Raw genomic sequence first — 17,864 nt, 5'->3', positions numbered from 1 at the left:
ATATTACCAGAACCCGAGGATACACCATGAACCGCTTGCTCGCCCTGACTGCCGCCTCCGCCTTTGCCATGGGGCTGGGCTCCATGCCTGCCGCAGCGCAGGAAACCGGCGGGGATCGCGTGAACCAGGTCATCATCTTCGGTGATGATGCATGCCCGGAAAGTACCGGCGACACGATCACGGTCTGCGCCCGGCTGGACGAGAGCGAGCGCTATCGCATTCCGCCAAACCTGCGCACCAGCAACTCTCCTCAAAACGACAGCTGGACCAATCGCGCGCTGGCGCTGGAGGCCGTGGGCGATTTCGGTCCGCTCAGCTGTACGCCTGTCGGTGCGGGCGGCGACCTGGGCTGCACGATGAAGATGATCGAGGCAGCCTATGCAGAGCGCGCCAATTCCAGCGATATTCGCTTTGCCGAATTGATCGCGGAAGAACGGGCCGAACGGCTGGGGACGATCGATGCAGAAGCTGCGGCCACGCAAGACCGCGTGGAGCAGCTGGAAGAGGCTGAATTGCAGCGTCGCCGTGATGCGCAGGGAGCAGCCCTGCCAGGTGAGGACACCGAGGCGTTGCCCGAAGTCGTCAACCCGGATGACATTCCCGAAAGCTGAGCCGCTTTTCGCCCGGAAGGCCTGTGCGAATTAAGCCCTCTGATGGATAAGGTTTACGCCGGTCGCGCTCAGGTAAGCGCGATATCGGGCGCGTCTTCCTGCTTCATGCCAACGACGTGATAGCCTGCATCCACGTGATGGGTTTCCCCGGTGACGCCGGACGAAAGGTCTGAGCAGAAATAGAGTCCCGCGCCGCCCACATCCTCGATGGTGACATTGCGGCGCAGGGGTGCGTTCAGCTCGTTCCATTTCAGGATATAGCGGAAATCGCCGATCCCGCTGGCGGCCAGCGTCTTGATCGGGCCGGCGCTGATCGCGTTGACGCGAATGCCTTCGGGGCCAAGATCATTGGCCAGATATTGCACGCTGGTTTCCAGCGCCGCCTTGGCCACGCCCATCACATTGTAATGGGGCACCACTTTTTCCGCGCCGTAGTAGGTGAGCGTGACGATGGAGCCACCTTCGCTCATCAGCGGGCGCGCGCGTTTTGCCGCGGCCACCAGCGAATAGGCGGAGATGTTCATCGTCATCAGGAAATTGTCGAGGCTGGTATCGACATATTTGCCGCGCAGCTCACTTTTGTCCGAAAAGCCGATCGCGTGGACGAGGAAATCCAGCTTGCCCCAGCGCGCCTCTATCTCGGCGAAGGCGGTGTCCATCGCATCCATGTTGGAAACGTCGCATTCGATCAGGAAATCGCTGCCCACCTGCTCTGCCAGCGGGCCGACGCGCTTCTTCAGCGCCTCTCCCTGATAGGAGAAAGCCATTTCGGCGCCCTGTTCGTGCAGCTTTTTGGCAATACCCCATGCCAGCGACTTGTCATTGGCGAGCCCCATGATCAGGCCCTTCTTGCCTGCCATCAATCCACTCATGCGACCGTTTCCTCCGTTTCGTGCGCGTTTCCGGAATCATCCGGATTTTCATGCTTCTTGCGTTCGCGCTCTTCCTCCGGCGTTTCGGCAAGTGCGGCGTTCAATTCTCCGCCTGCCACCACCCCTAAGCCGACCAGCCAGAAAAAGAAAAGCGCGATCATGATGCCAGCCAGCGAACCATAGGTGAGATTGTACGAAAACACGCTGCGCAGCACCGGCGGCAGGGCAATGGTGACGGTGATCCACCACACGGTGACAAGCAGCGCGCCGGGCCACTTGGGATAGCGGCGCTGGCGATATTTGGCCGGGGTCAGCGCATAAAACAGCAGGAAGATCGAACCGAACAGGCCGATGGCAGGCACGATGCGAGACCATGCAAGGCTGCCCAGCGCCTGGTTCAATTCGGGGAAATAGGCGGCGATCACTTCCTGTGCGGCACCGATCATCACCTGTGCCAGCAGCGATGTCATCAACATCAGCACGGCGGCAATGATGATGCCGGTGGAGAACAGGCGGTATTTCCAGAAGGCATGGGTGGGACGTGTGCCATAGGCACGGCGCAGGATGTCGCGAATCGTCTCGATCAGGCTGCCCACCGTCCACAATCCGAACAAACCGCCGATCCACAACAGCCATCCGCTGCGCGATTCTACTACATTGCGCGCCACCGGGCCAATCACCTCGCCCACCACCGGCGGCAGCGCGGTGAGAATGGCGTTAATCGTGGCTGCGCGCTCCCCTTCCTCTCCGATGACGGAGAAGATGGCGGCTGCGGTGATGAAGAAGGGGAAAATCGCCAGCACGGACATATAGGCAAGGTTGCCCGCGTGGATCAGCCCGTCATTGAAACAGCCCACGGCCACGCGCTTTATGACTTCCCAGGCCCTGTCGTGAATGTGAAGCTTGCCGCGCCAGCGGTTGAGCTTGCCGGGATTTTCCACGGCGGCCTTCTTGCGCGCCTCCGGCGAAAAGTCCCGCATGGGCGGTCCCGAAGACGCTTCAGCGTCGGAGATGCCGGGTGGAGCCATTGGCTTGATATCTACCAGTAACGACGGCGGTGTCGAGCGCTGAGCGGATATGTTCGGCGATCAACCGCCCATATTCTCTCTATGGTTGTCGCTATCGCTCCAGCCTTTCAGCTTTTCGGAAAGCTCAGAGACATCGTCCGGCAGGTGAATTTCCAGCGTAACGAGCTGATCGCCGCGCTTCCCGCCCTTGGCCTTGAAACCCTTGCCTTTCAGGCGCAGCACCTTGCCGGAACTGGAACCGGCAGCGACGGTCAGCATCACCGCACCATCGACGGTTGGCACCTTCACCTTGGCGCCATTCACCGCCTCGTCCAGCGAGATGGGCAGGTCCAGGCGAACGTCATTGCCATCGCGGTAGAAGAAGGCATGCGGCTGAATATCGACCACCACGATGCCATCACCATTTTGGCGCGGCCCCGGCTGACCCTTGCCCTTCAGGCGCATGGTGGTGCCATCCTCCACCCCTTCCGGCAGGGAGAGATCGATGGTCTTGCCGTCATTCAGCGTAATGCGCTGCTTGGCGCCGGTGGCTGCATCCACGAAGGGAACGGCCAGCTTGTAGCGGATATCGGCGCCCTTTTGCGGCGGCGGTGGCGGACGGCGAAAGCCCTGCTGCCCGCCTCCCATATTTCCGCCCATACCCGATGGGCCCCCGCCGCGCGGATTGCCGCCGCGGCCGAACAGCCCTTCGAAAAGGCCGCTGAGATCCATTTCCTCCGCATTGCCGCCAAAGCCCTGCTGCCCGCGCGATGCATATCCGCCGCCCGGTCCACCCGGTCCGCCCGGCCGCGGTCCGCCGCCGTAACCGCCGCCGAATCCGCCGTGGCCAAACGGGCTGGTGGGGTTGCCATCGGCATCGATCTCACCGCGATCGAACTGGGCACGCTTGTCCTTGTCGGACAGCAGATCATACGCCTGCGTGACCTTGCCGAACCGCTCCGTCGCTTGCGGATTGTCCTTGTTGCGGTCCGGATGCAGTTTCTTGGCGAGCGTGCGATAGGCGGACTTGATGTCCTTCTCGCTCGCAGAACGGCTCACGCCGAGAGTTGAATAGGGATCAGCCATGGTGTGTTAGCTAGGTAGGGCAATGATATTTGGCAAGCAGGGCCTTTCATAAGCCCCAAAGCGGGATTACTCCGCCGTATATGACCCAAACCGCAAATGCCATCCCGCAAGGCGATCCCTTCGATCTGTTCGACAGCTGGTTTGCCGAGGCGCAGGAGAGCGAGCCCAACGATCCCAATGCCATGGCGCTGGCCACGGCCACGCCGACTGGCGCACCGTCGGTGCGCATGGTGCTGCTGAAAGGCCATGATGCGCGCGGCTTTGTATTTTACACCAATGCGCAAAGCCGCAAGGGCGGTGAAATCCTCGCCAATCCGCAGGCGGCCCTGCTGTTTCACTGGAAAAGCCTGCGCCGCCAGATCCGCATCGAAGGCCCGCTGGAGGAGGTGAGCAAGGAGGAGGCCGATGCCTATTTCCATTCGCGCCCCTTCGTCAGCCAGGTCGGCTCTGCCGCCAGCGAACAGTCGCGGGTGCTGGATAGCCGGGCCACCTATGATGCCCGCGTTACAGAGCTTCGCGAGGCATATGAGGATGCGGGCGAAGTGCCGCGCCCGCCGCACTGGACCGGATTTCGCCTGTCTCCGCATGCCATTGAATTCTGGATGGATCGCCCGAACCGCCTGCACGAACGCCGCCGTTTCGAGCGTGATAGCGGGAACGGCGCGTGGACCAGCAGTTTGTTGTACCCATGAGCGATACGCGTGCCTCCCTCACCCGCAGTGCGGCCATGGCATCGATGCTGACCGCGCTGTTTCTTGGCGCGCTGAAGCTGTGGGCCGTGTGGCAGACCAGCTCCACCGCGATGCTGGGCAGCCTTGCCGATACCTCGCTGGATTTCGTTGCCAGCGTGGCTACATTGGTGGGCGTGTGGGTCGCCGCGCAGCCTGCTGACGAGGATCACCGCTTCGGCCACGGCAAGGCAGAGCCTGTGGCGGCGATGTTCCAGATCATCCTTATCGTGCTGTCGGCCAGCGCCATCGGTTTTCGCGCGATACAGCGCCTGGCAGAGGGTGGAGAGACGCGGGCCGCGGAAGAAGGCATCGCCGTTTCGGTGATCGCCATCGCCGCCACCTTCGGCCTGATCGCGTGGCAACGCTATGTAATCCGGCGCACCGGCTCCGTCGCGATCAAGACGGATTCGGTGCATTATCAATCCGATCTGCTGCTGAATGTCGCGGTGATCGCGGCGCTGGTGCTGGATCAGTACATGGGCTTTACCAAGGCCGATCCGCTGTTCGGCCTGGCCATTGCGGCGTGGCTATTGTGGAATGCATGGTCTGCCGCGACGGAGGCGATCGATCACCTGATGGACCGCGAATGGCCTGAGGAAAAGCGCCGCGCATTCGTGGAAGCGGCGGCAAAGCACCCGGAACTGTCCAACCTGCACGATCTGCGCACGCGCACCAGCGGTTATCACGATTTCGCGCAGTTCCATGTCGATCTGCCGGGCAGCATGACCGTGAACGATGCGCACGATATCATAGAGCGGGTGGAGGAAGACCTGCGCAGCCAGTTTCCCGACCTGGAATTGCTGATCCATATCGATCCGCTTGGCCATGTGGATGAGCCTGACAATCCGCTGGCCGAAACCAATGAATTTGCCCATCTCAAGGATACCGAATGACCCGCAAGTCTATCCCCTATTGGCATGTGGATGCCTTTGCTTCCAAACCCTTCTCCGGCAACCAGGCCGCCGTGGTGAACGTGGACAGGTGGCCCGATGATGCCACCATGGTGGCGATTGCAGAGGAGAACATGTTCGCCGAGACGGCGTTCCTTGTGGAAACGCGCGATGGCGATGCGGATTATGCCCTGCGCTGGTTTACGCCAACGCTGGAAGTGGCCCTTTGCGGCCATGCAACACTGGCGTCCGGCCATGTGCTGCTGTCACAAAACGCCGCGCGCGATGTGGTGACCTTCTCCACGCGCAAGGCGGGCATTCTGGAAGTGCGGCGGGCTGATGCGGGGTACGAGCTGGCCTTGCCCGCCATCCCGACCGAAAAGGCAGACCCTGCGGATCACGCAGAAGCCATCGCCCTGCTGGGCGCAGAGCCGAAAGAGGTTTGGAGCAATCCCGATGGCTATCACATCTTCGCATACCGCGATGCCGCCGCCATCCGCGCGCTGGATCCGGATTTGCGCGGCCTCGCCAAACTGGGCGACGCGCAATTCATCTGCACCGCGCCGGGCAGGGAGACTGATGTGATCAGCCGCAATTTCGTGCCCGGCGGCGGGGTGGATGAAGACAGCTTCACAGGCTCCGCCCACGCCGTGCTCACGCCGTTCTGGACAGAGCGGCTGGGCCGCGACAGCTTCACCGCGTTTCAGGCGTCGAAGCGCGGCGGGCATGCGACCTGCCGGCTCGAAGGCGACCGCGCGATCCTGTCCGGCGATTGTGTAACGGTGGTGGAGGGGCGCTTTTACCTGGAGGGGTAGAGCGCCACGATATCGGCAAGGTCCTGCGTCAAGGAATCGCGGTTTTCCTCCTGCGTCCACCCCAGGCGCACGATGGTAAGGCGGCGTTCCGGGGCGACGATGATGTACTGGCCCAGATGGCCCACCGCGCCGAAGATATCCTCTCCGTGGTTTCCGCCGAAAAGCACTTCCCGCTCTGTGCCGGATGGGCGATTGAGCCAGAGTTGCCCGCCGTAATCGGGGGAGGCCGGGCTGGGGCTGCGCATGAATTCGATCCACCCGCGCGGCACGATCTGCGCGCCCGCGATAGAGCCGTAATTGCGCAGGAATTCGCCAAACTTCGCCCAGTCGCGCGCCGTTGCCCAGAAACTGCTGGCGCCCAGCAATGTGCCACTGGCGTCATATTCCCCGGTTAGCGACGTCATGCCCAATGGCACGGCAAGCCGCGCGTCGACAAATTCCTGCATCGCTTGCTGGCGGGTTTCGCTGTCGGCATCGGGCGCCACCGTGTCTGCCAGGATATCGCTGAGGATCGCCGTGGTCGCGCTGGAATAGGCGAAGGTCGTGCCGGGTTCGTGTTCCAGCGATTGCGCCTCCGCCCATCCGGCGGTGTTTGCGCGCCCGTCCAGAAACAGCATGCGCACATCGTCCGACTTGTAGGCAGGCTCGCTGCCTTCCTTGTGCCTGAGGCCGGACCGCATCTGCAGCAGGTGGCGCAGGGTTATGCCACTGCGCGGATCGCCCATGCGTTGCCATTGCGGCACGTGGGCGGCACCGTTCAGCGCCATGCGCCCATCGGCCACCATCATGCCTGTAAGAACGGCGGTCACGCTTTTGGAAAGGGACCAGCCGACAAAGCGCATCTCCGGCTCAAACCCTTCGGCGTAGCGTTCCGCCACCACTTCGCCCGCGTGCATCACGACGACGGCCTGCGTCTCGCCCACATCGTCGTCAGAGAACAAGGCGTCCACCGCGCGGGCCAGCTTTTCCCGCGGCACGCCGGGATCGTCCACCACCGCCTCCAGCGCGCCTTCGGGCAGCGGCGGATCGGGTGGCGGCCCGTCCTGCGAACAGGCGGCCAGCAGGGCCAGCGCCGCCAGCCCCAATCCCGACAGGATTGATGGAAACACCCTTGGCGAGCGGGCAGGTGGGCGGCTAGGGAGGGAGCGAAGCGTCATTGGCGCTCACCCTTTCCTGCAGGATCCGGCAAATGGCAACCGCAAAACAGGCGCGCGAGACGCGCGGCCTCCCATGGCTGAAACTTCTCGTCGTGCTGGCCGCGATCATCGGCGGCGTGGCATGGTATTATGCAGAAGTGATTGCCGGCTATTCGCAGGCGAGCACGGGCTATGCCGCGAAATACACCTGCTCCTGCCGCTATATCGGCGGGCGGGACATGGGCAGTTGTCAGGATGATCTGCTGGCCGGGATGGGCACCCTGTGGATCAGCGAGGATGCCGACGCGAAAAGCGTTACCGCCAGCGTGCCCCTGATCGAGAGCACCACCGCGACATATAGCGAGGGCGCGGGCTGCGCGCTGGAGGAATGGGACGGCTAGCCTTGAGCCGCAACGGCCTTTTCGGTTTCCTCGATCCAGCCACCGCCGATGACGCGGTCTCCTGCATAGATCACCGCCGCCTGTCCGGGCGCAACGCCAAATTCGGGCGATGCGAAGCGGATCGTTATGGTCTCGCCATCGCCGGGCTTGCCTTCCAGCGTGACCGGCACCGGCTGTGCCAGTGATCGCACCTTTGCCGTCAGCGGCGCTTCGGGCAGCGGGCCGATGCGATTGGTTTCGATAATCTCAGCCGCCTGCACCGCCAGCATGCGGCGCGGGCCCACCAGCACTTCTGCCTTTTCAGCATCCATTCCAACCACATAGAGCGGTTCCGGCTGGCCGCCGATGTCCAGGCCGCGCCGCTGGCCAACGGTGTAGTGGATGATGCCGGGATGCTGGCCCAGCACATCGCCCGTTTCGGCATGCACGATGTTGCCCGCGCGCGCGCCTTCGGGCCGCATGGACTTCACGATCTTGGCGTAATCGCCATCGGGAACGAAGCAGATATCCTGGCTGTCGGGCTTGTTCGCCACGCGCAGGCCGAATTCCTCGGCAATCGCGCGTACCTCTGTCTTGGGCAGGCCGCCCAGAGGAAAACGCAGGTAATCCAGCTGTTCTTCGGTCGTGGCATAGAGGAAATACGACTGGTCCCGCGCCGGATCCAGCGCGCGGTGCAGTTCCGGGCCAGCTTCGCCTTCCACGCGGCGCACGTAATGGCCGGTGGCGAGGCAGTCGGCGCCCAGTTCCTTCGCCATGCGCAGCAGATCGGTGAACTTGGGCCCCATGTTGCAACGGATGCAGGGGATGGGCGTGCGACCGGCCAGGTATTCATCGGCAAATGTCTCGACCACGTCTTCGCGAAAGCTGCTTTCGTGATCGAACACGTAATGGGCGATGCCCAGCCTGTCTGCCACCATGCGCGCATCGTTGATATCATCGCCCGCACAGCACGCGCCCTTGCGCCCCGTGGCCGCGCCATAATCGTATAATTGCAGGGTGATGCCCATCACTTCCGCGCCGCTGCGCGCAGCCAGCGCCGCGACGACGGAGGAATCCACGCCGCCGGACATGGCCACCACGATCCGGCATTCAGACGCGGGGCGCGGCAGGTCGAAAAGCTGCTCGGCGTTAACCGAAAGAGGAAAGTCGGCGATGCTGGACATAATGCAGCGCCCCTACACTACACGGGGCATCACGCAAAATCCCCAATGCGCACGTCAAGTTTCGGTTAAAACAAGATTTACCCGATCTTGACGCTTGCTGCCTAGATACAGTGGGCATGTTCGAAGGGAATATTCCAGAAGCGCTCGACTCGCGCAATTCCGCCACCGGCGAAATGCCGGAGGATACGCTGTGCGAATTGCAATGGGCCGATCTCGTCGCCCGGCTGACCGCAGCCAGAGAGCTGCGCGCAGAGCTGGCCGCCTGCGGATCGAGTGTGCTTGCCAGCTTCGATGCCGACTCCGCGCGGCATCTTGCCTCGCAACACGAATGTCACCTGCAGGGCGAAAACGAACCTGTTGTTAACCCTGATGATTTAGCCAATCGCAAAGGCCACGCTGCACAACATAGTCCACACGCTGATCGCGACGTTGATTGCGACAATGATTGCGACACAAGGGCCACCCGAGGAAACACATGATCGAAAACCAGAAAATCCGACCAGCGCAAGTGATCGGCCCCCTGGGGGAACCGCTAACGATCAACGATCTTCCTTCTCCCAAGACGAAGCGCTGGGTCGTGCGTCGCAAGGCGGAGGTTGTTGCGGCCGTAAACGGCGGGTTGCTGACGATTGACGAGGTCCTCGAACGCTACAACCTCACGCTGGAAGAGTTCGCCGGCTGGCAGCGCGCCGTCGATCGTTCCGGCATGCAGGGCCTGCGCGTTACCCGCATCCAGCATTATCGCGACCTGTATGAGCGCCAGTTGAAATATTGAACAATTCTCGCGTTTTGAACAAAATTGCAGCAGCCGGGATCGAGTGACCGGAACAACCTACTGCAATCGGCGTTTCCTTTCCTGCAACCTCCACAAATGGGGGCATTACGCAGGAGGAATATAATGGGTTGGATTATCGCGATTATCGTAGGCGGCATCATCGGCTGGATTGCCAGCATGATCATGAGCCGTGATGCCTCGATGGGCATTTTCTGGAATATCGTTGTCGGTGTTATCGGCTCTTTCATCGGCCGTTTCATCGGTTCACTGATCGGCGTTGGCGCCACCCTTACCGAATTCAGCGTCCCCGGCCTGCTGATGAGCCTGCTGGGCGCCGTTGTCCTGCTTGGTATCGTAAATCTGGTTCAGCGCGGTCGCGTTCGTTAATCACTGCTGCCGTTGATCACTGCTGCTGGCCCCTGCCGGCACACTGAAACGACAAATTGATACAATTCGCGCCAAAGGGGCGGGAAGCTGCGGCTTTCCGTCCCTTTTGCCGTTCACGACCCTGCCTTTCATCGGACAGGGTTGCGCATTGGCAGAGCGGCGCGTTGCGCAGTGCACCAACATCGGTCTATGGCGCGAAATAACGGCCAAACGGGCCGGTCGCGCGGGGTCGCCACTCGTGTTATGATACCTGCGCGCGCATAAAGAGGCATGGTGCCGATGAATTACGAGAGCCGAGTCGATCCGGTCGATACCGAAGACCGCATTATCCTGGACGATGAGCCTTCCGCCGATGACCGGCGCGAGGGGCGCAAGCGCATGTGGATCGTGCTGGCAATCCTGGTGGCAGGCGCGCTGATCGCTGCGCTTATGTTGAGCGGCGGCGAAGAAGAAGTGGCTTTCGCACCATCGGAAGACACCACGGTCCCTGCCGTCACCGTTCTGGCGCCCGGTGCGGGCACGCTGCAGGGCGCGATCAACGCGACCGGGACGCTGGCCGCTCGCCGTGAAATTCCCGTCGGCGCTGTTGGCGAAGGTGGCCGGGTGGTTTCGGTGCCAGTCGATGCGGGCGACTGGGTTCGCCAGGGACAGGTGCTGGCCGTGATCGATCGCTCTGTCCAAAGCCAGCAGGAATCCGCGCAGGCAGCACAAATCAAGGTGGCGCAGGCCGATGCCGAACTGGCGCAGGCCAATCTGGACCGTGCCCTGCAACTGGTGGAGCGCGGCTTTATCAGCCAGGCCGATATCGACCGTCTTACCGCCACCCGTGACGCCGCCGTTGCGCGTGTATCGGTTGCCCGCGCGCAATTGGGCGAACGCCGTGCCCGAAACGCCCAGCTGAATATCGTGGCACCCGCCGCCGGCCTCGTGCTGACGCGCGCAGTGGAGCCGGGTCAGGTCGTAGGGCCGGGCGCAGGCGCATTGTTCACCATCGCGCGCGGCGGCGAGATGGAACTGCTGGCCCGTATTGGCGAGGCAGAGCTTAACCTCGTCGATGTCGGCGCAGTCGGCACGATCACGCCGGTGGGCGGGGACGAGCAGTTCAGCTGCACCGTCTGGCAGAAATCACCCGTGGTGGATGAACAATCCCGGCAGGGCACGGCGCGCTGCGCGCTCAGCTATGATCCCGCGCTGCGCCCCGGCGGCTTTGCCAGCATCGAACTGGCCAGCGAAACCGTGGTCGCCCCGCGCCTTCCCGAAAGCGCCATCCTTTCCGACGACAACGGCAGCTATGTCTATATCGTGGACAAGGACAACACCGTGGTTCGCCGCCCCATCGAAGTCGGCATGATCAGCGATGAAGGCATCGTGGTGGCATCGGGGCTTTCCGGGAAAGAGCGGGTCGTGCTGCGCGCTGGCGGCTTCCTTACGGAGGGCGAAACGGTTCGCCCAGTAACCGAATAGGTACGGCAGGCTCCGCAACATGAACTTCAACCAGATCTCTGCCTGGTCGATCCGCAATCCGATCGTCCCGATACTTGCCTTCATCGGCCTGATGCTGGCGGGCATTCTGGCGTTTCGTGGCATGGACGTGCAGGATCAGCCGGATATCGAATTTCCGGTGGTGATTGTCGTCATTTCCCAACCCGGTGCCGCGCCGCCGGAGGTTGAGAACCAGATCACGCAGCGGGTGGAGGCTGCCGTCCAGACGATCGACGGCGTGGAAACAATCCGCTCCACCGCGGCGGAAGGCAGCTCGCAAACGGTTATCGAATTCGCCCTTGGCACGGACATCGCCGAATCCGTGAACGAGGTGAAAAGCGAGATAGACAATATCCGCGGCGAATTGCCGGATGGCATTCTGGAGCCGCGCGTCTTCAAGCAGCAGACCAGTTCTCAGCCCATCGTGTCCTTCGGTGTCTCTGCCGACGACATGACGCTGGAGCAATTGAGCTGGTTCATCGATGACACCGTCACCAAGCAATTGCTGACGGTGGAAGGACTGGCCGAAGTGCGCCGCAGCGGCGGTGTGGATCGCGAGATACTGGTGATCCTCGATCCCGGCCGCATGCAATCGCTGGGCGTCACGGCCAGCCAGGTGAACAGCGCGCTGCGCCAGCTCAATCTGAATGCCGCGGGCGGCCAGGCAGAGATCGCCGGATCGCGCCAGTCCGTGCGCGTGCTGGGCAATGCGAAGGATGCCTATGCACTCTCGCAGGCGCAGATCGCCCTTGGCGGTGGCCGCTCGATCAAGCTGGCCGACATTGCCCGCGTCACCGATTCATTCGGCGAAGTGCGCACGCTGGCCAAAGTGGATGGCAAGCAGGTCGTCACCTTCTCCATCACGCGTGCCCGCGGGGAGAGCGATGTCCGCGTTTACGATGATGCCGTCGCCGTGCTGGAACAGGTGCAGGAGGCCAATCCCGGCGTCACCTTCACGCGCCTGTTCACAGAGGTCGACTATACGAAGGACCAGTACGAAAGCTCCATGGCGCTGCTGGTGGAAGGCGCGTTGCTGGCCGTGGTGGTGGTGTTCCTGTTCCTGCGTGACTGGCGGGCAACGATCATCGCTGCGCTGGCCATCCCGCTCTCGGCCATTCCCACCTTCTATTTCATGGATCTGCTCGGCTTTTCGCTGAACACGCTGTCGCTGCTCGCACTCGGACTGGTGGCAGGTGTCCTTGTGGACGATGCCATTGTCGAGATCGAGAATATCGTGCGCCACATGCGCATGGGCAAAAGCGCCTATCAGGCCAGCATCGATGCTGCCGATGAAATCGGCCTGCCCGTGGTGGCGACCACGTTCTGTATCGTCGCGGTATTCCTGCCCGTGGGCCTGATGCCGGGCATTTCCGGCCAGTTCTTCAAGAACTTCGGCCTCACCGTGGTGGTGTCGGTCCTCATGTCGCTGGCGGTTGCGCGCATGATCACGCCCATGGTGGCGGCGTATTTCCTGAAGGCGAAGGGCGTGGCCGAACATGGCGAAGGCCCGATGATGGATCGCTATATGCGCGTTCTGCGCTGGTCGCTGGATACAACGGCGTTCTCCGCCATGCGCGAACGCATCGGCCATGCGCCCACGCGCTGGTATTTCCATGTGGCGGCATTGCTGGTGGGTTATTTCCTGCTGCTGGGGCTTCCCATGCTGCTGGGCAGCGGTGCGGAGCAATCTGCGGCAGTTGCGCAGGAAGGGGCCGAAGTCTCCAGCGGAGTGGAATTCCCGTCCTTCTCCACGTTCCTGCTGATGGCCATTCCGGCCTACATCGTTGGCGGCCTCGTCAATTTCCTCGTCGGCATCATCTATGGCCGCCTCGTCGGCTATTCCACGCCCTTTACCGCAAGGGCCCGCTGGCTGGGCGCGCGGTTCCTCGATCACCGTGTTTGGATGATGCTGGTGGGCGTTGCCGCGCTGGGCCTGACGATAGTGATTGCCGGCAATGTTCCGCAGCAATTCTTCCCCGATAATGACAGCGATTTCAGCCGCATCGACGTTTCCATGGTGCCGGGCACCACGCTGGAGCAGACCGAGAGAGTCATCGACAATATTACCGAGCGCCTGAGCCAGGAACAGGAAGTGGCGCTGGCGCTGGGCGTGGCCAATGAGGGTTCGGGCCGTATCTCCATGGTGCTGCGCGATGATCGTGTGCGCACCAGCCTGGAATTCGAACGCGAGATGACGCCGGTGCTGCAGGACATTCCCGATGCCCGCGTCAATTTTCGTAACAACCAGGGCGGCGGTGGCGGCACGGGCCGGGCCATCTCCATCATGCTGTCCGGCTCCGATCCCGATCTGCTTTTCAACACGGCAAATACGTTGGTGGAGCAGATGGAAAGCGTTCAAGGTGCCGTTGCACCACGGATCGATTACGATCTCCAGCGGCCTGAACTGCTGATCGAACCGCGCGAGGATCTGGCTTCCAGCCTCGGCGTCAGCACCAGCGCGCTGAGCCAGGCGATCCGCATCGCCACGCTGGGCGATATCGATCAGAACGCGGCGAAGTTCTCCTTGTCCGACAGGCAGATCCCGATCCGCGTGCGCCTGGCAGAGAACGACCGGCGCAGCCTTTCCACGATCGAGAACCTGCCCGTTCCAACGGCCAGCGGCGGCTCCGTCCCGCTCAGCCGCGTGGCCGATATCTCGCTTGGCATGGGGCCAACCTCGATTGAACGGTATAACCAGAACCGGCGCGTTTTCGTGGGCCTGGATATCGCACCAAACGTGGCGCGCGGAGATGTGCTGAACGCCATCAACAACCTGCCGATCATGCAGAACCTGCCCACCGGCGTTTCCAATCAGCCGGTTGGCGCGGATGAATGGCAGGGCGAACTGATCGAAAGCTTCATCATCGCCGTAATCACCGGCCTGCTGCTGGTTTTTGCAGTGCTGGTGCTGCTCTATCGCCGCCTTGTATCTCCATTGGTCAACATGGGCTCGCTGTTCCTCGCGCCTCTTGGCGGCTTCGTTGCGCTGGTTGTGGTGGGCCTTGTGAAGAACGGCCAGCCAGACCCGATTTCGATGCCGGTCTTCATCGGCATGCTGATGCTGCTGGGTATCGTGGCGAAGAACTCCATCCTCCTCATCGATTTCGCGATCGAGGAGATGAACGATGGCACGGGCAAGCTGGCCGCCATTATCGAGGCTGGACACAAGCGTGCACAGCCAATCGTGATGACGACCGTGGCGATGACGGCGGGCATGGTGCCCACCGCGCTATCGCTTACCGGAGACAGCGCGTGGCGCGCGCCAATGGGTACGGTGGTGATCGGCGGTCTGCTGCTTTCCACCCTGCTGACCCTGCTGATCGTGCCCGCGGGCTTCAGCCTGGCAGACGGGCTGGAGAAGAAGCTTGGCCCGTGGCTGCGCGAAAGGCTGCTGACATACAAGCCAGGCGATGAAATACCTTCCAATGCGGAGGCCCAGCCTGCCGAGTAAGGGCAGCCTGACGATGCAGGGCGGCGGCGCCCTGCCGCCCGATCGCGCGCGCCGCATGCGGATCGCCGCCACGCTGCTGCTGGTAGGGATGGCGGGCGTGTTCCTGCTGGCGCACAACATGCTGAGCGTGCATCCGGCCTGGGGCTATGTGCACGCCTTTGCGGAGGCTGCGATGGTTGGCGGGTTGGCAGACTGGTTCGCCGTGACAGCCCTGTTCCGCCATCCCATGGGCATTCCCATCCCGCACACCGCCATCATTCCGCAAAACAAGGATCGGATTGCGGATACGATGGCGCAGTTCCTGCGCACCAATTTCCTCACCCCCATCGTGGTGGCGCGCCGCATGCGGGATATGAATGTGGCCCGCGCGGCGGGTGATTTCCTGGTGAAGCGCGGCGATTCTACCGAAGGGCGCCTGCGCGCGGGTGCTGCGCAATTGTTCGTGGAATTGCTCGAATCGCTCGATCCGGACAGGCTTGGCCTGCAGGTGAAGGCAGGCCTCGCACGGCAGGCGGAAAAGCTGGATGTGTCTCCGCTGCTGGGCCGCATGCTGGAAGCCGCCATTGCCGACAATCGCCATCGTCCGCTGATGGACAGCATGATCCGCTGGGCCGGGCTGACGCTGGAAGATAACGAGGAGATGGTGCGCACCATGGTGCAGGATCGCGCCAATTCCATCATCCGCTGGGCGGGGCTGGACGGGCGCCTCGCCAATTCGGTGCTGGATGGCCTGTATCGCCTGCTGGCTGAAATTCTGGTCGATCCCGATCATCCGCTGCGCAGCAAGGTGCAGCAGGGACTGGAAAAGCTGGCGCATGATCTGCAGCACGATCCCGAAACCCGCGCCAAGGTGGAGCGGATGAAGAATGACCTGCTGGCCAATCCCGCCGTATCCGACTGGTGGATGGGCGTGTGGGAGCGTTTGCGCCGCTCGCTGATTGAAAAGATCCGCAATCCGGACGACGCAATGAACGGCGAGATCGGCCACTCGCTGGCGGAACTGGGCGAAACCCTGCGGCAGGATCCTCGCCTGCAACTGCAGATAAACCGCTTTGCTCGCCGCACGCTGGTGGGCGTGGTGAACCGCTATGGAGAGCAAATCGTTGGGCTGGTGTCACACACCGTCAAAAGCTGGGACGCCAGCACGGTGACGGGCCGCATCGAAAGCGCCGTGGGCCGCGACCTGCAATTCATCCGTATCAACGGCACGCTGGTTGGCGGCCTGGTTGGTGTTACGATTCACCTTCTAACGCAGGTCTTCTAGTCCCGCGCACGATGGATGGTGCCATCGGCGCCGGGTTGGTCCATCATGATACGGAATGCCACCCTGGTGGACCATGTATCCGCGATAGGCTGGCCATTATTGTCCAGCGCAGTCCGGAACTCGCCATTCTTGCGCACCATGTCGCAAACCGCTTCGCGAAGCGCCCGTGGCGTCAGGCCGTCGCCTGCGTGACAGTGGGCCAGCGTGCCATCGCCATCGATCACCAGCCGGATATGGAGATCGCTCTCTACATTCCTGCGTTGTTGCTGAATGACTCGGCCGTAGGCGCGCGAAAACTGGTCGGAAAACTCATCCGCGTTGAGCAAAACGGCACTGCGGGAAATCCCGTTGGGACGATTCAGGTCGACACCGAGGCTGGCCAGCTGTCGCTCGCCACATTGCTCCAGCGCGTCGAGCGCAAGGTCGATCCGCCCTGTGCGCAGAACCACGGCATAACCCTCGTCATTTTGGGCGATGAAGTATTGCGTGTCGGGCGCCAGCACGCTTTGCGCTGGGGCGGCGAAACCGCCGCGCGGAAATGGTTGGGCGGAAAAGAATACGCCCTTGCGATCTCCTGCCGACGCCGCACCGATAAACCTGTGCTCCTCCAGCCCGTTGCGACCCGGCTGGAATCCTGCCTGCAGCGGTTCATCGGGTTCAAACTCGCCGCCGACCAGAGCGAACTCTATCGGATAGCCGCCCTGCAGGCGCTTCATGGCCAGTGTGACGCGATTGTCGTCGAGCAGGAAGTTCCGTTGCAAGGAGCAGCCATCGACGGCTTCGCTGAGCGACCACAGGCCGTCGGGCATATGGATCGCTCCGCTGTCTATCAGCTCCTGCGCTTCTGGATTGATGGGATGCAGATCCTCCTGCGCGGCAACGGGAATGGCAAAAACCGCGGTAAGGACGGCAAATACCGGCAGGACTGTGCGTTGATACAAGAAGGGCCTCCGTCCGCAAACATACGGGGGAGGCCCTGGTTGTCAAATAGCGGAAAAACCTACAGCTTCTCGGTCAGTTCCGGGACGGCGTTGAACAGGTCTGCCACCAGGCCGATGTCGGCGACCTGGAAGATGGGTGCGTCCGGGTCCTTGTTGATGGCGACGATGGTCTTGCTGTCCTTCATGCCTGCAAGGTGCTGGATCGCGCCGGAGATGCCCACGGCGATGTAGACTTCGGGCGCCACGATCTTGCCGGTCTGGCCGACCTGGTAATCATTGGGCACATAGCCTGCATCCACCGCCGCGCGCGATGCGCCGATGGCGGCGCCCAGCTTGTCTGCGAGCGGGGTGATATATTGCTCGAACGTCTCTGCATCCTTCAGCGCCCGCCCGCCGGATACGACGATGCCTGCGCTGGTGAGTTCGGGACGGTCGGACTTCACCGCATCCAGCCCCACGAAGCTGGAGAGCCCCGCATCGCCGGGACCGCTGGCGGCCTCTGTTGCGGCGCTGCCGCCGCTGGCCTCTGCCTTGTCAAAGGCGGTGGTGCGCACGGTGATCACCAGCTTGGGATCGCTGCTCTCCACCGTGGCGATGGCGTTGCCTGCATAGATCGGGCGGGTAAAGCTCTTGGGCCCTTCCACGCTGATGATGTCGGACACCTGCATCACATCGAGCTGCGCGGCAACGCGCGGCAGCACGTTCTTGCCCGTGGTGGTGGCAGGCGCCAGCACGGCATCATAACCGTCCATCAGCCCGGCGATCAGCGGGGCGACGTTCTCGGCCAGGCCATCGGCATAGGCGGCATCGTCTGCCACCAGCACCTTCTCCACACCGGCGATGGCGCCGTGC

General features: G+C 62.5%; 18 protein-coding genes. 11 read left to right on the top strand and 7 right to left on the bottom strand.

What is annotated here, in order from left to right; genetic code table 11:
• Positions 1-26 precede the first annotated feature (26 nt).
• On the top strand, positions 27-611 hold the full coding sequence (locus GRF63_RS00090) for a hypothetical protein (protein WP_160483998.1): 585 nt from the start codon (positions 27-29) through the stop codon (positions 609-611).
• A 68-nt stretch (positions 612-679) separates the two neighbouring features.
• Here GRF63_RS00090 and fabI read toward each other — a convergent pair whose 3' ends face one another.
• The 3 genes from fabI to GRF63_RS00075 form a co-directional block, all read right to left on the bottom strand.
• Positions 680-1,483 (bottom strand): enoyl-ACP reductase FabI, encoded by an 804-nt coding sequence (gene fabI / locus GRF63_RS00085; RefSeq protein ID WP_160483997.1) that lies wholly within the window; start codon positions 1,481-1,483, stop codon positions 680-682.
• The gene (locus GRF63_RS00080) at positions 1,480-2,463 is read right to left on the bottom strand and encodes a YihY/virulence factor BrkB family protein (RefSeq protein ID WP_237392231.1); all 984 of its coding nucleotides are present in this window, start codon (positions 2,461-2,463) and stop codon (positions 1,480-1,482) included. The genes fabI and GRF63_RS00080 overlap by 4 nt, the downstream gene beginning before the upstream one ends.
• Positions 2,464-2,571: 108 nt before the next feature.
• Positions 2,572-3,576, bottom strand: a complete 1,005-nt coding sequence (locus tag GRF63_RS00075) for a DnaJ C-terminal domain-containing protein (RefSeq protein ID WP_160483995.1) — start codon at positions 3,574-3,576, stop codon at positions 2,572-2,574.
• A gap of 80 nt (positions 3,577-3,656) precedes the next feature.
• Here GRF63_RS00075 and pdxH point away from each other — a divergent pair, with 80 nt between their 5' ends.
• Genes pdxH through GRF63_RS00060 form a run of 3 tightly spaced genes read left to right on the top strand, consistent with a single transcriptional unit; the run spans position 3,657 to position 6,012 of the window.
• A complete protein-coding gene (pdxH, locus tag GRF63_RS00070; protein WP_160483994.1) occupies positions 3,657-4,268 on the top strand; it encodes a pyridoxamine 5'-phosphate oxidase in 612 nt (203 codons plus the stop codon).
• Positions 4,265-5,200, top strand: coding sequence for a cation diffusion facilitator family transporter (locus tag GRF63_RS00065; protein ID WP_160483993.1), 936 nt, complete (start codon positions 4,265-4,267; stop codon positions 5,198-5,200). Before pdxH ends, GRF63_RS00065 begins: the two co-directional genes overlap by 4 nt.
• Positions 5,197-6,012 (top strand): PhzF family phenazine biosynthesis protein, encoded by an 816-nt coding sequence (locus GRF63_RS00060; protein WP_160483992.1) that lies wholly within the window; start codon positions 5,197-5,199, stop codon positions 6,010-6,012. The genes GRF63_RS00065 and GRF63_RS00060 overlap by 4 nt, the downstream gene beginning before the upstream one ends.
• On the opposite strand, the gene GRF63_RS00055 is transcribed toward GRF63_RS00060, so the two are convergent.
• Positions 5,997-7,169 (bottom strand): serine hydrolase domain-containing protein, encoded by a 1,173-nt coding sequence (locus tag GRF63_RS00055; RefSeq protein ID WP_160483991.1) that lies wholly within the window; start codon positions 7,167-7,169, stop codon positions 5,997-5,999. The two genes, GRF63_RS00060 and GRF63_RS00055, sit on opposite strands and share 16 nt — an antisense overlap.
• 32 nt (positions 7,170-7,201) lie before the next feature.
• Here GRF63_RS00055 and GRF63_RS00050 point away from each other — a divergent pair, with 32 nt between their 5' ends.
• Positions 7,202-7,549, top strand: a complete 348-nt coding sequence (locus GRF63_RS00050) for a hypothetical protein (RefSeq protein WP_160483990.1) — start codon at positions 7,202-7,204, stop codon at positions 7,547-7,549.
• Here the strand turns inward: GRF63_RS00050 and mnmA are convergent.
• A complete protein-coding gene (gene mnmA / locus GRF63_RS00045; protein ID WP_160483989.1) occupies positions 7,546-8,712 on the bottom strand; it encodes a tRNA 2-thiouridine(34) synthase MnmA in 1,167 nt (388 codons plus the stop codon). The genes GRF63_RS00050 and mnmA overlap by 4 nt on opposite strands.
• 116 nt (positions 8,713-8,828) lie before the next feature.
• Here mnmA and GRF63_RS00040 point away from each other — a divergent pair, with 116 nt between their 5' ends.
• The 6 genes from GRF63_RS00040 (at position 8,829) to GRF63_RS00015 (ending at position 16,071) form a co-directional block, all read left to right on the top strand.
• Positions 8,829-9,191, top strand: coding sequence for a hypothetical protein (locus GRF63_RS00040; RefSeq protein WP_160483988.1), 363 nt, complete (start codon positions 8,829-8,831; stop codon positions 9,189-9,191).
• Positions 9,188-9,487, top strand: coding sequence for a CtrA inhibitor SciP (gene sciP, locus GRF63_RS00035; protein ID WP_160483987.1), 300 nt, complete (start codon positions 9,188-9,190; stop codon positions 9,485-9,487). Before GRF63_RS00040 ends, sciP begins: the two co-directional genes overlap by 4 nt.
• A 123-nt stretch (positions 9,488-9,610) precedes the next feature.
• Positions 9,611-9,874 (top strand): GlsB/YeaQ/YmgE family stress response membrane protein, encoded by a 264-nt coding sequence (locus GRF63_RS00030; protein ID WP_160483986.1) that lies wholly within the window; start codon positions 9,611-9,613, stop codon positions 9,872-9,874.
• Between the two features lie 279 nt (positions 9,875-10,153).
• On the top strand, positions 10,154-11,338 hold the full coding sequence (locus tag GRF63_RS00025; RefSeq protein WP_160483985.1) for an efflux RND transporter periplasmic adaptor subunit: 1,185 nt from the start codon (positions 10,154-10,156) through the stop codon (positions 11,336-11,338).
• Positions 11,339-11,357: 19 nt separating this feature from the next.
• Positions 11,358-14,807, top strand: a complete 3,450-nt coding sequence (locus GRF63_RS00020) for an efflux RND transporter permease subunit (protein WP_160483984.1) — start codon at positions 11,358-11,360, stop codon at positions 14,805-14,807.
• A gap of 55 nt (positions 14,808-14,862) precedes the next feature.
• Positions 14,863-16,071: a DUF445 domain-containing protein gene (locus tag GRF63_RS00015; protein WP_160485300.1), complete on the top strand. Its 1,209-nt coding sequence runs from the start codon at positions 14,863-14,865 to the stop codon at positions 16,069-16,071.
• Here the strand turns inward: GRF63_RS00015 and GRF63_RS00010 are convergent.
• Together GRF63_RS00010 and GRF63_RS00005 are read right to left on the bottom strand one after the other, a co-directional pair.
• On the bottom strand, positions 16,068-17,012 hold the full coding sequence (locus GRF63_RS00010; RefSeq protein ID WP_160483983.1) for a hypothetical protein: 945 nt from the start codon (positions 17,010-17,012) through the stop codon (positions 16,068-16,070). The two genes, GRF63_RS00015 and GRF63_RS00010, sit on opposite strands and share 4 nt — an antisense overlap.
• A gap of 59 nt (positions 17,013-17,071) precedes the next feature.
• The coding region (locus tag GRF63_RS00005) for an electron transfer flavoprotein subunit alpha/FixB family protein (protein WP_160483982.1) at positions 17,072-17,864 on the bottom strand (793 nt) is incomplete at its 5' end.

Origin of the sequence: Aurantiacibacter rhizosphaerae (genome assembly GCF_009807005.1) — a bacterium.
GTDB classification, from domain to species: Bacteria; Pseudomonadota; Alphaproteobacteria; order Sphingomonadales; family Sphingomonadaceae; genus Alteraurantiacibacter; species Alteraurantiacibacter rhizosphaerae.
The sequence above is the reverse complement of the archived record's forward strand: the minus strand, read 5'-3'. Positions and strand labels throughout refer to the sequence as shown.

Bases quoted from the DNA above. Each gene is read 5' to 3' on its own strand.
- GRF63_RS00090 (WP_160483998.1), top strand. From the start codon at position 27: ATGAACCGCTTGCTCGCCCTGACTGCCGCCTCCGCCTTTGCCATGGGG.
- fabI (WP_160483997.1), bottom strand. From the start codon at position 1,483: ATGAGTGGATTGATGGCAGGCAAGAAGGGCCTGATCATGGGGCTCGCC.
- GRF63_RS00080 (WP_237392231.1), bottom strand. From the start codon at position 2,463: ATGCGGGACTTTTCGCCGGAGGCGCGCAAGAAGGCCGCCGTGGAAAAT.
- GRF63_RS00075 (WP_160483995.1), bottom strand. From the start codon at position 3,576: ATGGCTGATCCCTATTCAACTCTCGGCGTGAGCCGTTCTGCGAGCGAG.
- pdxH (WP_160483994.1), top strand. From the start codon at position 3,657: ATGACCCAAACCGCAAATGCCATCCCGCAAGGCGATCCCTTCGATCTG.
- GRF63_RS00065 (WP_160483993.1), top strand. From the start codon at position 4,265: ATGAGCGATACGCGTGCCTCCCTCACCCGCAGTGCGGCCATGGCATCG.
- GRF63_RS00060 (WP_160483992.1), top strand. From the start codon at position 5,197: ATGACCCGCAAGTCTATCCCCTATTGGCATGTGGATGCCTTTGCTTCC.
- GRF63_RS00055 (WP_160483991.1), bottom strand. From the start codon at position 7,169: ATGACGCTTCGCTCCCTCCCTAGCCGCCCACCTGCCCGCTCGCCAAGG.
- GRF63_RS00050 (WP_160483990.1), top strand. From the start codon at position 7,202: ATGGCAACCGCAAAACAGGCGCGCGAGACGCGCGGCCTCCCATGGCTG.
- mnmA (WP_160483989.1), bottom strand. From the start codon at position 8,712: ATGTCCAGCATCGCCGACTTTCCTCTTTCGGTTAACGCCGAGCAGCTT.
- GRF63_RS00040 (WP_160483988.1), top strand. From the start codon at position 8,829: ATGTTCGAAGGGAATATTCCAGAAGCGCTCGACTCGCGCAATTCCGCC.
- sciP (WP_160483987.1), top strand. From the start codon at position 9,188: ATGATCGAAAACCAGAAAATCCGACCAGCGCAAGTGATCGGCCCCCTG.
- GRF63_RS00030 (WP_160483986.1), top strand. From the start codon at position 9,611: ATGGGTTGGATTATCGCGATTATCGTAGGCGGCATCATCGGCTGGATT.
- GRF63_RS00025 (WP_160483985.1), top strand. From the start codon at position 10,154: ATGAATTACGAGAGCCGAGTCGATCCGGTCGATACCGAAGACCGCATT.
- GRF63_RS00020 (WP_160483984.1), top strand. From the start codon at position 11,358: ATGAACTTCAACCAGATCTCTGCCTGGTCGATCCGCAATCCGATCGTC.
- GRF63_RS00015 (WP_160485300.1), top strand. From the start codon at position 14,863: ATGCGGATCGCCGCCACGCTGCTGCTGGTAGGGATGGCGGGCGTGTTC.